General features: G+C 68.0%; 8 protein-coding genes. 4 read left to right on the plus strand and 4 right to left on the minus strand.

The window, feature by feature from the left end:
• Window positions 1-75: 75 nt before the first annotated feature.
• Complete coding sequence (locus CIK77_RS12170) at window positions 76-828, plus strand: SDR family NAD(P)-dependent oxidoreductase (RefSeq protein WP_170934058.1); 753 nt, start codon at window positions 76-78, stop codon at window positions 826-828.
• Between the two features lie 15 nt (window positions 829-843).
• On the opposite strand, the gene CIK77_RS12175 is transcribed toward CIK77_RS12170, so the two are convergent.
• The 4 genes from CIK77_RS12175 to CIK77_RS12190 all read right to left on the minus strand — a co-directional run bounded on the left by CIK77_RS12175 (window position 844) and on the right by CIK77_RS12190 (window position 9,706).
• Complete coding sequence (locus CIK77_RS12175; RefSeq protein ID WP_087054081.1) at window positions 844-1,779, minus strand: 2-hydroxyacid dehydrogenase; 936 nt, start codon at window positions 1,777-1,779, stop codon at window positions 844-846.
• A gap of 122 nt (window positions 1,780-1,901) precedes the next feature.
• Window positions 1,902-6,671, minus strand: coding sequence for a metallophosphoesterase (locus tag CIK77_RS12180; RefSeq protein ID WP_087054082.1), 4,770 nt, complete (start codon window positions 6,669-6,671; stop codon window positions 1,902-1,904).
• A gap of 215 nt (window positions 6,672-6,886) precedes the next feature.
• Window positions 6,887-7,903, minus strand: coding sequence for a LacI family DNA-binding transcriptional regulator (locus CIK77_RS12185; protein WP_087054083.1), 1,017 nt, complete (start codon window positions 7,901-7,903; stop codon window positions 6,887-6,889).
• 123 nt (window positions 7,904-8,026) lie between these two features.
• Entirely contained in the window at window positions 8,027-9,706 is a 1,680-nt protein-coding gene (locus CIK77_RS12190; protein ID WP_212647442.1) for a glycoside hydrolase family 13 protein, read from the minus strand.
• Window positions 9,707-9,844: 138 nt separating this feature from the next.
• On the opposite strand from CIK77_RS12190, the gene CIK77_RS12195 reads away from it, so the two are divergent.
• The 3 genes from CIK77_RS12195 to CIK77_RS12205 all read left to right on the plus strand — a co-directional run bounded on the left by CIK77_RS12195 (window position 9,845) and on the right by CIK77_RS12205 (window position 13,696).
• Window positions 9,845-11,080, plus strand: a complete 1,236-nt coding sequence (locus CIK77_RS12195) for a sugar ABC transporter substrate-binding protein (RefSeq protein ID WP_087054084.1) — start codon at window positions 9,845-9,847, stop codon at window positions 11,078-11,080.
• A gap of 112 nt (window positions 11,081-11,192) precedes the next feature.
• Window positions 11,193-12,815, plus strand: a complete 1,623-nt coding sequence (locus CIK77_RS12200) for an ABC transporter permease subunit (protein WP_087054085.1) — start codon at window positions 11,193-11,195, stop codon at window positions 12,813-12,815.
• The gene (locus tag CIK77_RS12205; protein WP_087054086.1) at window positions 12,815-13,696 is read left to right on the plus strand and encodes a sugar ABC transporter permease; all 882 of its coding nucleotides are present in this window, start codon (window positions 12,815-12,817) and stop codon (window positions 13,694-13,696) included. Before CIK77_RS12200 ends, CIK77_RS12205 begins: the two co-directional genes overlap by 1 nt.
• The last annotated feature ends 204 nt before the right edge of the window (window positions 13,697-13,900 follow it).

Below are 13,900 nucleotides of genomic sequence, written 5' to 3' on the forward strand. Positions count from 1 at the left end.
GCCGGGCGTAGCATGAGAGGAAGAAGAATCATGCGTTCGCATGAAGTTCAGGCGCGGGAAACCGGAGGTTCAATTATGGCATTCGACGGAAGAGTCGCACTCGTGACCGGCGGAGGATCGGGCATCGGCGAGGCCACGGCGAAGGAACTCGCCTCGCTCGGCGCGAAGGTCGTCGTCACAGACATCAAGCTCGCCTCCGCACAGCGCGTGGCCGACGAGATCACCGAGGCCGGCGGTGAGGCTTCGGCGTTCGAGGGGAACACCGCGGTCGCCGCCGACAGCGAGAAGGCCGTCGCCTTCGCGGTGGACACCTACGGAAAGCTCAACTACGCCGTCAACAACGCCGGCATCGGAGGCGCCAGCGCCCCGGTCGGTGAGATGGACCTCGACAGCTGGGACACGGTCGTGGGCATCAACCTCAACGGCGTCGCCTACGGCATGCGCCACCAGATCCCCGCAATGCTCGCCGCGGGCGCCGAGGAGTCGGCCATCGTGAACATGGCATCGATCCACGGCACGGTCGCCGCTCCCGGCAACGCCGCGTACGCGGCGACGAAGCACGCGGTCGTCGGCGTCACGAAGAACGCCGCAGCCGAGTACGGCGCGCAGGGCCTCCGCGTCAACGCAGTCGGCCCCGGCTACATCGACACGCCGCTGCTCGCCGGCGCGCCAGCGGAGGTGAAGGACGGACTGGTCGCCAAGCACCCGCTCGGTCGCCTCGGCCGCCCGGAGGAGATCGCCACGGTCATCCGGTTCCTGCTCTCCGACGACGCCTCGTTCGTCACCGGCTCGTACTACCTGATCGACGGCGGCTACACCGCGGTGTGACGCCGGTACGTCGGCTCAGCCGCCCAGCACGACATTGGTCGGCGCCTCGCCGCGTGCGAGGCGCCCGGCCTGTGCGGCGACCAGGCGTGCGATCCGGGTGAACATGGCCCGGCTGATGCCGCCGGCGTGCGGTGCGACGATCGAGCCTGGCAGCGACCACAGCGGGTGGTCGGCGGGCAGCGGCTCCGGGTCGAAGACGTCGCTGGCCATCCGGATGCGGCCTCGGCGCACGTGATCGACGAGCGCATCGGTGTCGACGCTGGTGCCGCGGCCGACGTTGACCACGAGTGCGTCATCCGGGAGCGCGCTGAGCACGGTGTCGTCGATGATGTGGCGGGTCGCGTCGCCCCCTGGCAGGGCATTGATGAGGATCTCGGCGGTGGGTGCGAGATCGTGCAGCTCGCCGAGTGCGTGCACCTGCACACCGTCCTCGACGCGGGCGGAGGATGCCACGGGAACGATCTCGACCTCGAACGGCGCGAGCCTTGAGGCGATCGCCTTTCCCACGCCGCCGTAGCCGAGCAGCAGCACGCGGCGGTCGGCGAGGCCGCGCGACCACGACTTGGTCCATTCCGCGCGGTCCTGCTGGCGCACGAAGTCGGCGAGCTGGCGCTGGGCCATCAGGATGAGCCCGATCGTCAGTTCGGCGGTCGCCGTCTCGTGCACGCTCGACGCGTTCGCGAACGGCAGCCCGTCCGGCAGGTAGGCGTGCACGTCGTCGTACCCGATCGACTGCCCCTGCACCAGGCGCGGTGCGAGTGCGGCGAGGTGCTCGGCCATCGAACCGGGCTTCGCCATGTACGGCATCACGACCATATCGGCGCGCTCGACGGGCGGATTCTCATCCGGGCTCCACAGCACGACATCGACGTCGAGGCTCGGATCCAACTCGCGGCGCACGTCCGCGACGAGGTGCTCAGTGGGGACAGTGACGACAACGTGCTCAGCCATGTTTCCACGCTAGTCCACCGGCCGTCGCCCGCGCGTTCGGCAACAGACCGCGCGTTCCGCAACACCGATTCCGGATGATCGTGTGCGGGAACGCGCAATCTGTTGCGTTGTGCGCGGTGAGGCTAACTCAGCCGACGCTGTCGCGCGACGAACCACGCGCCGAGTGCGAGCAGGGCCACACCCGCGAGGCTGAGCGCCCCGACGGCGATCGCGTTTCCTGTGGCGGGGAGGGAGTCTCCGGATGCCGCGGGGCCGGAACCGTCGTCGGCGCCGTCCGTGCCGGTGCCGTCTCCGTCAGCGCTGCCGTCGCCAGAGTCGCCAGAGCCGTCTCCGTCGCCTGTGCCGCCCCCGTCGCCGGAGTCGTCGGTCCCGCCGTCGTCACCCGTCCCGTCGCCGTCACCGGTGCCGTCCGAGTCGTCGGCTGCGACCACCTCGATCGCCGCCTCTGCGCTGACATCGCCGGACGCGGCCTGCAGCATGTAGGCGCCGGGTGACGTGCCTGCGGGGATCGTCAGCCCGCCCGTGGCCCGGCCGTCCGCATCAGCAGTCAGCACACCGAGGGGAGCGTTCGCCGCGAAGGCCGCGGCGACCATCGCCCGCGTTTCGGCGCCGTCGGGCGAGACCAGCGCGAAGTCGATCTCCGCGCCTGCGGGGAAGCCCGTCACACTCACGCGCACCGATTCTCCCGCGGCCACCCGCTCGGCGCCGATTGCGAGCTCCGGCCTCTGCGGCTCATCCGGTTCGTCGGCCTCGACGAGCGCGAAGGTCTGCACGGCTGAGTCGTCGACGCCGCCGTGCTCGTCACTGGTGTGCACGTACCAGCCGTAGTCGCCCGGCTCCTGCAGCGACCACACCGCGGTCGCGACGTCGCCAGCCGCCACGCCGCTGTCCGCACCGATCTCGGCTGACTCCAGCACCTCCGCGGTGAACGATGCCGTCTCGAGCTGTTTGTCGCTCGGTGTGATGCCCAGGTCGGCGTAGGAGACGACGAAGTCCTGGTACGCGTACGGATCGTCATCGGTGCCGAGCAGCGACTCGTCCTCGGAGTTGTACTGCCCGAGCGACGGCGAGTACGTGCGCACCCGCATCCGCTCGCCGTCGTTGTCGAACTGCAGCATGCGCAGGAAGCCCTGGCCGCCCTCAGGCAGGCACTGGTAGTCGAACAGCATCGAGTGCACGGTGCGCTCGGGCGTGCCGTCGCCGTCGTCGTCGAACTCGTCGACCCTGGTGAAGGCGTCGTGGTAGTGGCCGGAGAAGACCATCTTCACGTTCGGGTTCGTCGCCACGACCTCGTCCATGATCTGCTGGGGCACCGGGCCGAGGCCGCCCGTGGTCAGCATGAACTCGTGCAGGTTCACGATCGCGACGCGCTCGGGGTAGCGGGCGAGCACGTCGTTCATCCAGTCGATCGCGTTCTGCTGCGGGTCCCACCCCATGTACACGGTGATGAAGTCGATGCCGCCCGCGGTGAACAGGTCGTAGTGACCGCGGTTGTTCTCGAAGCTCTCGCCGTACCAGGGGTTGCCCGCGTAGCGGTCCTCGCCGAAGAACTCCCCGTACTTCGAGTAGTCGCTGGCGCCGCTGCCCACGTCGTGGTTGCCTGCCAGCACGCCGTACGGCAGGCCGGCGTCGTCGAGCCGCTGGTACTCGGGGTCGGCGTTGTCCCACTGATAGGGCTGGTCGTAGTCATCGACGATGTCGCCCGTGTGGATCAGATACTGGATGTTCTGCTCTTCGCGCTGGTCGAGCACGTAGTCGTGGATCGCGACCTGGTGGTCGTAGAACTCCTCGTTGTAGTACTGCGTGTCCGACTCCCACGCGATAGAGAAGTCGTACTCAGAGCGCGGAGTGTCATCCGGATGGGCGGGAGCCACCTCGGTCTCACGGGTCGAGAGGTCCTCGCCGGCGAAGCCCTCCGAGTGCTGCACGAGCGCCGTGATCGTGCCGTCGACGGCGTGCTCGGCCAGCGAGGCCGACCCGGACAGCGAGAACTCTTCGCCGTCCCCTGTGGTGCGGAACCGGTCGAGCTCGACCCACTCCTCGCCGTCCGCGCGCAGCGCGTAGAGGATCACCTGCGAGTCGGCGTCGGCCGACCCCTGCCACGTCACGCGAGCGGCGGCATCCGGATCGTCGAGCTCTGGCACGTCGACCTCGAACAGCTGGTAGGGCAGCCCGTTCTCGGCGACGACCGGCTCCAGGCCGTCCGTCGTGGCCAGCTCGGTGTCGGCGGCCAGCAGTGCGTCGGCGTCAGTGGTGGTGCCGCCGCCGGCGCGCACGTCGTCCTCGCCCAGGCGCGTCACGCTGCCGCGGCGGAACGAGGCGTCGAGCACGTCGTCCGTCGGGTCGCTCAGCGTGGCCTGCAGCACGACGTCGCCTGATTCGACCTCTGCACCGTCGTTCGGCGAGAACCCGTCGGACCCCGGCTTCTCCTCCGGAACCAGGAACCTCACCTCTTCCTCAGCGGAGTTCCCGACGGCGTCGTTCGCCACGACCCGGAAGGAGTGCTCGCCGGCGTCGAGTTCGGTCGAGCTGGTGCTGTGTCCGAGCTCGATGCGCTCGTCGTCGAGGAACGCCAGCGCCTCGACCGGCGAGGCGTCGGTGATCTCGGCGTCGAGCGTGAACTCGCCCTGGTATGCCTCGCCGTCGGCGACGGATGGCGCAATCGACGGTGCGGTGTTGTCGACGATCGCCTCGGCCGTCGCCTCGTCCTGACCGTCGCTCGCCGCGACCTCGTGCGCGCCATCCGGAACCGCCGTCGTGTCCCAGTCGTTGGCGACCGCCGTGAACGCATCATCAGGCAGCGAGAACGTCGAGTCGAAGAAGTCGTGCTTGCCTGAGCTGTCGCCCATCGCCACGATCTCGGTCGGGTCGTCGTATCCGGCGGGGCGCAGCGTGCGGCCGTCTGGCAGCACCAGGCGCATGCCCGATATCACGAAGTCGTCGTTGTTCTCCGCCTCGTCGATCCACGGCCCGGCCTTCGTCCCCGCCCAGATGCTCACCGTCACAGGCTCGCCCTCATCGATGTGCCCGAGCGGCACCGGAACCGCGATCGTCTCGGTGCGCTCGTAGGTGCCCTCGTCGAAGATGTGCAGCACCTCCTCGCCGATGCGCACCCCGTTGCGGAAGTAGAAATCGGTCTGCGAGGTCTCGAACACGAACTGCGGCTCGCTCTCGAGCGACGGGTAGGTGTCGACAGCGGTGCCGTCGATCGTCAGGTCGAGCGGCGAGGGGTAGGCGTCGCCGCTCGCCGACACGGTGGCGGTGCCGCCGACGAGGTCTCCGTCGTCGACGTTGAGCCGCACCGGCGCGGCGTCGGAACCGGCGACGCTCACCCGCCGGGTCTCGGTGGTCACCTCGTGGGTGCCGTCGCTGGCCGTGATCGTGTACTCGTACCAGCTCTTGCCCGTGAGGTCCGCGGCCGCGACGGTGTGCTCGTAGGCGTCGTCGCCGGCGTGCAGCAGGTTCACCGTCTGCACCGCTTCGTCGACGTCGTTGCGCAGCTCGACTGAGACGGTGCTGACCCGGATGTCGTCGGTCACGCCGAGCGAGAGCAGGAAGTCCTGAGTCGGGTCGATCTCGGCCGCCGTGCGGTCCTCGATCACCGGCTCCGCCTCATCCGGAGCGGGCACGATGAGCCCGTCGCGCACCTGATCCACCTGCACTCGCCCGGGAGTGGCGGGGAACGACTCGAGCTGTTCCTGCAGCTTCTCGTCGTCGGCGGGCGTGTACCGGATGCCCTGATCCGGGTTCGTGTCGTCGACGTCTGTCATGTTGTAGTACGCGCGGTTGACGTCGAAGCCCGTGTTCGTGCGGATCGCCAGTCCGCGCGCCGATCCGTTCGCCATGCCGGCCGCGTGGATCTCGACGAGGTCCTCACCGAGCGTCAGCTCGCTGGAGAACTGCGCGTTGAAGTCGGTGTCAGTGAGGTCGTCGTTCGGGCCGTTCTTGACCCACAGCACCAGCGTCTCGCCCGCGGGGATCGTCACGTCGGCGGGGTCTGCGGGCCAGAGCGCCTCGTTCGTGTTGGTCTCGTAGTCCTGCGGATACAGGTAGCTGATCGCGTACTCGCCGAAGTCGGCATCGCGGGCGGAGGCGTTGAACACCTCGATGAACTCGTAGCCGTCGGATCCGCCGACGTTCGTCGAGTCAGGCAGCACTTCGGTGATCTGAAGCTCGGCTCCCGTGACGTCGGCGTTCGGTTCGAGCGTTCCGATGTCGTCAGGGGCGCTGTCCTCCGGGCCCTCGCCGGGAACGAGCTGCTCCGCCTCGACGGTGCCGGGCGAGTACGGCGCCTGCTCCCGGTACACCGCCGATGCGGCGCCTGCGGCCTCCGGCACGTGGAAGTCGACACCGGCATCCGGGGAGGCGGAGCCTGCAGGATAGTGCGACCAGGTCAGGTTTCCCGATGCGTCGTTGACTCGCACGGTGCGGGAGCCGCCGTTGGCGAAGCCGTTCTGCCCGGTCACGCGCACGACCTGAGTGTCGGCGCTCGCCCCGGTGAAGTCGCGGAAGTCGTCGACCGTATGCGCGAACGAGTCGACCGTGCTGGTCTCGTAGCTCAACCAGAGTGCGACCGATTCGCCGGCGGCCAGTGTCACGTCGTACTCCACGGCGAGCGGAACCTCCGTACCGGTGTCGCCGGAGTCGTCGTACGCGTAGGCGAAGGTGATGCCGGCCTCGGCGAGCGACAGCTCGGCATCCGAGGCGTTCGTCACCTCGAAGTACTCGAAGTCGTCGTACCCGGAGTTGTCGGGCACGATCTCCGAGATGAACACGGCAGGCGCCTCGGCCGCGGCCGCGGGGGCGGCGAAGCCGATGACGGGAACGAGAACTGCTGCGGCGGTCGCGAAGGCGGCGATCCGTGCCGCTCCTCGTCGTGACGTGTGGGGCATGGCGTCTTCCGGTGGCTCTGGCGCCGCGCTGGCGGCCTGACCCTGAGCACGCTATGAGCACCGCGTAGCGCCGGGGTGAACGACGAGTAGCCGGATGGAACGGGGCGGCGCGCGTTCGGCAACGGAACGCGCGTCCGACGGCACCGATTCCGGATGATCGTGTGCGGGTATGCGGAGCTTGTCGCGCAGTGCGCGGGGGCGGGCGCCGCGCTCGTCTACTCGGGCTTGGGACGGGCGGTCGATGAGCGCACGATGAGCTCGAAGGGCAGCAGCGTGTCGATCGGCTCGTGCGTCTCGGGCTCGAGCTCGGCCAGCAGCGACTCGGCGGCCAGCGCGCCTTGGCTGGAGGGGAACTGCGCGATCGTGGTGAGCCCGAAGAACTCGACGAGATCGTGGTCGTCGACGCCGATGACCGACAGATCATGCGGCACGACGAGCCCGAGATCCCTCGCGGCGAGGATGGCGCCGATCGCCATCTCGTCCGATGCGGCGAAGATCGCCGTGGGGCGCTGCCCGGCAGGGGCGCCGAGCAGCTGCTTCGCGGCACGGTATCCGTCTGGCAGGGAGAAGTCCGCGGCCGCGAGCAGCGCGCGATCCGGCGTCACTCCCGCGGCGATGAGCGCCGCCTCGTAGCCCTGGCGGCGCTTGGTCGGCAGGTGGAAGTCGACATCGCTGGCATCGTCTCCGCCGATGTGCGCGATGCGGGTGTGGCCCAGCCCCAGCAGGTGCTCCGTGGCCAGGCGAGCCGCGAGCACATCGTCGATCGCGAGCGTGCGTACGCCCTCGATCGGGCCGCCGACGCCGACGAGCGGCTTGTCGAGTGCGTGCAGGCGCTCGATCTCGTCGTCGGTGAGTTCGAGCGACACGGCGATCACCGCGTCGACGCGGCGCCGCAGCAGGAAGTTCTCGAACACCTCGCGCCGTTCGAAGCCGCGGCCTGCGAGGTTGTACAGCGTCACGTCGTAGCCTGCGCGCATCAGGCGCTCCTGAGCGCCGGCGAGCACCTGGGTGAAGAACCACTTGTCGAGGAACGGCAGCACCAGACCGACGTTGCGGTTGCGGCCGCTGGCGAGGGTCGATGCCGCCTGCGAGACGACATAGCCCAGGTCGGCCGCCGCCCGCAGCACCCGTTCACGCGTCTTGGGTGAGACCGAGCCGCGGCCGGACAGCGCCCGCGAGACGGTTGCGTTCGACACCCCGGCCGCGAGGGCCACCTCGGCGATGTTCACGATCGCATCCTCTCAGGTCGTGGTCGCCTAGCTGCACGCCGCAGCCGGACAACTCTTCATTTCTGGCACATCTCCGATGCTGTGCCCACCAGAAATGTGCCAGAAATGAAGAATTGGCGGGGGCTGTTACGCTCCGCGCAGCCACACGGCGGTGTCGTTCGGCAGAGCGCCGCCGTCGAGCGGGCCGCTGCTGACCAGCACGTCCGCGCCCTGCGGCAGCGGCACTGCCTGCTCGCCCAGGTTGGCGATCACCGTGACCTCGCCCACGCGGAACGTGACCACGTCATCCGGTGCCGCTTCCGCCCACTCCAGCTCGCCGCTGGCGAGACCGAATTCGCGGCGCAGGCGCAGCAGCGTGCGGTACAGCTCCAGCGTCGATCCCTCGACGCCCGCCTGACGGTCGCGCGCGTACTCGGCCCAGTCATCCGGCTGCGGCAGCCATGTCTCACCGGTCCGGTTGAACCCGTACGCCGGCACGCCCGCCTCCCACGGAATCGGCACGCGGCATCCGTCGCGCCCGTAACGCTCGCCGTTGTGCCGGAACCAGGTCGGATCCTGCCGCGCGTCATCCGGAAGGTCGACCGCCTCCGGCAGGCCGAGCTCTTCGCCCTGGTAGAGGTACGCGGATCCGGGCAGCGCGAGCATCAGCGTCGTCGCGGCGCGTCCGCGGTGCAGGCCGACCGCCGTGTCGGGGAGATCCGGGGTTTTCGGACCGATGCCATGGCCCTGCGGCACATCGGCGGGAAGCGCAAGACGTGTGGTGTGCCGGATGACGTCATGGTTCGACAGCACCCAGGTCGCCGGTGCGCCGACGTCCGGGAACGCTCGCAGAGAATCGATGATGACCTCGCGCAGGTCGCCGGCGTTCCACCTCGTCATCGCGTAGGCGAAGTTGAAGGCCTGGTGCATCTCATCCGGGCGCACCCACTTGGCGATCTCGTCGACGGTCGGCATCCATGCCTCCGCACACAGCGCTCGCTCGCCGTCGTACTCGTCCAGCACCTTCCGCCAGTCGCGGTACACGTCGTGCACGCCGTCCTGACCGAAGTACGGCGCAGGCTCGATGCCGCCCATCGAATCGCCGTCCTCGGGCGGGGTGTAATCGGGAAGGCCATCGCGCTTGACGAGGCCGTGCGCCACGTCGACGCGGAAGCCGTCGACGCCGCGGTCGAGCCAGAAGCGCAGAATGCGGCGGAACTCCTCGCGCACCTCTTCGTTCGACCAGTCGAAGTCGGGCTGCGACGCGTCGAACAGGTGCAGGTACCACTGGCCCTGCGTGCCGTCCGCTTCGGTGACCCTCGTCCACGCGGGCCCGCCGAACAGCGACTGCCAGTTGTTCGGCGGTTCTTCGCCGCCCTCGCCCCGGCCGTCGCGGAACATGTAGCGGGCGCGCTCTCGGCTGCCGGGAACCGCGGCGAGCGCGTCCTGGAACCACGGGTGCTGATCGGAGGAATGGTTGGGAACCAGATCGACGATGACGCGCAGATCGAGCTCCTTCGCTCTGGCGAGCATCGCGTCGAAGTCGGCGAGCGTGCCGAAGATCGGGTCGACGTCGCAGTAGTCGGCGACGTCGTAGCCCGCGTCCTTCTGCGGCGAGGTCATGAACGGCGAGAGCCAGACGACGTCGACGCCGAGGTCGCGCAGCGAATCGAGCCGATTCGTGATGCCGATGAGATCGCCCACTCCGTCGCCCGAGGCGTCAGCGAAGGAGCGGGGGTAGATCTGATAGATCACGGCGGAGCGCCACCATTGGCTTGTCATGGCATCAGAGTACGGGACGATCACGAAAATTGGAAACGTTTGCATTCCGTTCCGAATGTGTGCATGCTGGTGACTCAGTCCCGGATGGAGCGAGCAAGCAAAGCGCGCACGCCTTCTTCGAGGCAGATACGGAAACGCTTTCATCTCCGGCACAGGAGCCGGTCACGACGAAGGAGCACACCAATGATGGTGAAGCAGACGGGTCGCACAATCGCGGTCATCGCTGTCGCATCGACGCTCGCTCTCGCGGGCTGCGCGGCGGGCGACGACGGCGGCGAACAGTCCACGGGCGACGGAGAGACCTCGACGACGCTGACCGTGTGGGTCGACGCCGAGCGCGTCGATGCCCTGCAGGGCGCGGCGGACGCGTACGAGGACAGGACCGGCGTCGCCGTGGATCTGGTGGGCAAGGACACCGCCGACATCAAGGACGACTTCATCCAGCAGGTGCCGACGGGGGAGGGGCCCGACGTCGCGATGGGCGCGCATGACTGGCTCGGCGAACTGTCGACCAACGGCGTCGTCGCGCCGCTCGAGCTGGGCGACTCGGCCAGCGATTACCTCGACGTCGCGATCCAGGCGGCGACGTATGACAGCAATGTCTACATGCTCCCGTATGCGGTCGAGAACATCGCGGTGCTGCGCAACGCGGAGCTCGTCCCGGATCGGCCGGAGAGCTTCGATGAGATGATCCAGCAGGGTCAGGACGCGGGCCTCGATGCCCCGTTCGTCGTCGAGCAGGGCGCGGAGGGCAACCCGTACCACCTGTACCCGTTCCAGACCGCGTTCGGCGCACCGGTGTTCGGCACCGACGACGCGGGCTACGACTCGACCGATCTGCAGATCGGGAACGCAGGCGGCGAGGAGTTCGCCGCCTGGCTCGGTGAGCAGGGCAAGGGCGGCACCGGTGTGTTCAACACCGACATCGACGGCGACATCGCCAAGCAGGCGTTCCTCGATGGCACCGCCGCGTTCTGGCTGACGGGCCCGTGGAACGTGGGCGCGGCAGTCGACGCCGGCATCGACGTCGCAATCGACCCCGTGCCGAGCCCGACGGGTGAGGTGGCATCGCCGTTCGCTGGTGTGAAGGGGTTCTTCCTCTCGTCGGAGTCGGAGAACAAGGTCGCCGCGACCGACTTCCTGGTGAACCACCTCGGCGCCGAGGAGGCGCAGCTGTCGCTGTTCGAGGCGGGCAATGTTCTTCCTGCACTGTCGGCCGCTGCCGAGACGGCGTCGAGTGACGACATCATCGCGGGCTTCGCCGAGGTCGGCGCGGACTCGGTCGCCATGCCGGCGATCCCCGAGATGGGCGCGGTCTGGGAGTACTGGGGCGTTGCGGAGGCCGAGATCATCAACGGTGAGGACCCTGCGGCGCGGTGGCAGAAGCTCACCAGCGACGTCGAAGACGCCATCGGCTAGCGCGCGCCCAGCTCGTCGGCACCCGCTGCGCCGACGAGCCGAACGCCCCCATCCCGGGTCGCGGCCTCCTCGCCTGGAGGCCGTACACCCGCTCATCCGGAGTGGAGAACTGATGGCCTTCCCGAATACGGAGACCGAGGCGGTCACAACCGACCCGAAGCGCCGCCGTCGCCAGCGCACCGCGCGAGGCATCGCCGACGAGGCATCGGGCGGCGTGCGCACGCTGATCGTCAAGCTGGTGCTGCTCGGCATCGTCGACGCGATCGCCGTCTATGCCGTGCTGGTGCTCGTCGGCTTCGGCGAATGGGGCATGATCGCGATCGTCGTCGCTGTGGCGACGCTGGTGAACTGGATCTACTTCTCGAGGCGCAGGCTGCCGGCGAAGTACCTCACCCCTGGCGTGCTCTTCCTCGCGGTGTTCCAGATCTTCGTGCTGCTCTACACCGGGTACATCGGCTTCACCAACTACGGCACAGGCCACAACGGCTCCAAGGAGCAGGCGGTCAGTGCGCTGCTCGCCTCGGCGCTCGAGCGCGTGCCCGACTCGCCCGCCTATCCGGTCTCCGTCGTGGAATCGGGCGGCGAGCTCGGCCTACTGGTCACATCGACGAACGGCAACGCGCTGCTCGGAACGGCAGAAGACGCGCTGCAGGCGGTGCCGGGCGCGGAGTTCGACGGCGACACCGCGGTGGCCGCCCCCGGATGGACCACGCTGCAGTTCGCCGACGTCCTGGAGCGGCAGGAGCAGGTGACCGGCCTCTCGGTGCCGTTCTCCGAAGACCCGAACGACGGTGCCCTGCGCACACCGGACGGATCCGTCGCGTACCAGTACGTCTCGACGCTCGAGTACGACGAGGCAACCGGATCGATCACCGACACCGACTCCGGTGAGGTCTACAGCGACATCGGCACCGGCGCCTTCACCTCAGACGACGGCGAGGAACTGCTGCCGGGGTGGAAGGTCGCCGTGGGCCTGGAGAACTTCGTCAAGGCCGTCACCGACACCAGGCTCGCGGGGCCGCTCGTCTACGTGACGCTGTGGACCTTCGCGTTCGCGCTGATCACCGTCGGGGCCACCTTCGCGGTCGGGCTGTTCCTGGCGATCACCTTCAACAACGCCAGGATGCGCGGACGCCGCATCTACCGCTCGCTGCTGATCCTGCCGTATGCGATCCCGTCGTTCCTGTCGGCGCTGGTGTGGGCCGGCATGATGAACCAGAGCTTCGGGTTCCTGAACGAGGTCATCTTCGGCGGGGCCGAGATCCCCTGGCTGACCGACCCGTGGATGGCCAAGGTCTCGGTGCTGATCGTCAACATCTGGCTCGGGTTCCCGTACATGTTCCTGGTGTGCACGGGTGCGCTGCAGTCGATTCCTGATGAGCTGCAGGAGGCGGCGACCGTCGACGGCGCGAAGCCGTTCCAGGTGTTCCGACTGATCAAGCTGCCGCTGCTGCTGGTGAGCATCGCGCCGCTGCTGATCTCGGCGTTCGCCTTCAACTTCAACAACTTCAACGTCGTCTACATGCTCACCGATGGCGGGCCGAGGGATTCGGATGCGCCGATACCCGTCGGCCACACCGACATCCTCATCTCGATGGTCTACAAGGTGGCCTTCACGGGGCAGACGCGTGACTACGGGCTGGCCAGCGCCTACACGATAATCATCTTCGTCATCGTCGCGGTGATCTCGATCATCGCCTTCCGACGCACCAAGTCGCTCGAGGAGCTGAACTGATGAGCACTCCCATCGCACGGCGCCGCAGCCCGTTCCGCCGCTGGATCGTCGACACCGGATGGCGCCACATCGTCGGCATCGCAGTGCTGGTCGTGGCGATGCTGCCGATCGTGTTCGTGATCTCCAGCTCGCTGAACCCGAGCGGCACGCTGACCGGTTCGAACGCGCTGTTCAGCGCCATCGGCTTCGACAGCTATCTGCGCATCCTGAACGATCCGAACGCGCCGTTCCTGGACTGGTTCGGCAACACCCTGCTGATCTCGGGCATCACCGCGGTGCTCACGGTGTTCCTCGGCGCGCTCGCCGCGTACGCCTTCTCGCGGATGCGATTCGTCGGGCGCCGGATCGGTCTGATCTCGATCGTCGTGGTGCAGATGTTCCCGCAGCTGCTCGCCGTTGTGGCGATCTTCCTGCTGCTCAGCGCACTCGGCGACTGGTTCCCCGCGATCGGCCTGAACAGCCGGATCGGTCTGATCATGGTCTACCTGGGCGGCGCGCTCGGCGTGAACACGTACTTGATGTACGGATTCTTCAACACCATTCCGACCTCGATCGACGAGGCCGCCAGGATCGACGGCGCCGGTCACGCCCGCGTGTTCTTCACGATCGTGCTGCCACTGGTGACGCCGATTCTCGCCGTGGTCGCGCTGCTGAGCTTCATCACCTCGGTGAACGAGTTCGTGGTGGCATCGGTGGTGCTGATCGACTCCGACGTGCAGACCCTCGCTGTCGGGCTGACCAAGCTGGTGTCGAACCCGCGCTACGCCGACTGGAGCGCGTTCTCCGCGGGAGCGGTGATGGCGGCGATCCCTGTGGTGCTGCTGTTCCTGTTCCTGCAGAAGTACATCGTCGGCGGCCTCACCGCCGGCGCTGTGAAGTAGCCGCCGCGCCCCCTCCGCGAGGTATATCTTCATCTCTGGCACAAATCTGGTGTGCACAGCATCGGAGATGTGCCAGAAATGAAGAGTTCAGAGGACAGCCGCGTTTCGTGACGATGCATGTGCTGCGTCCTTGCGTGTCCTGGTCCCTTGTGCTCGATGGGTCGGCGACATATCGTTGAGTATCGTTCACTCACACGGGAGGTC

The sequence above is a fragment of the Microbacterium sp. JB110 genome, from assembly GCF_003335195.1.
Classification (GTDB): domain Bacteria; phylum Actinomycetota; class Actinomycetes; order Actinomycetales; family Microbacteriaceae; genus Microbacterium.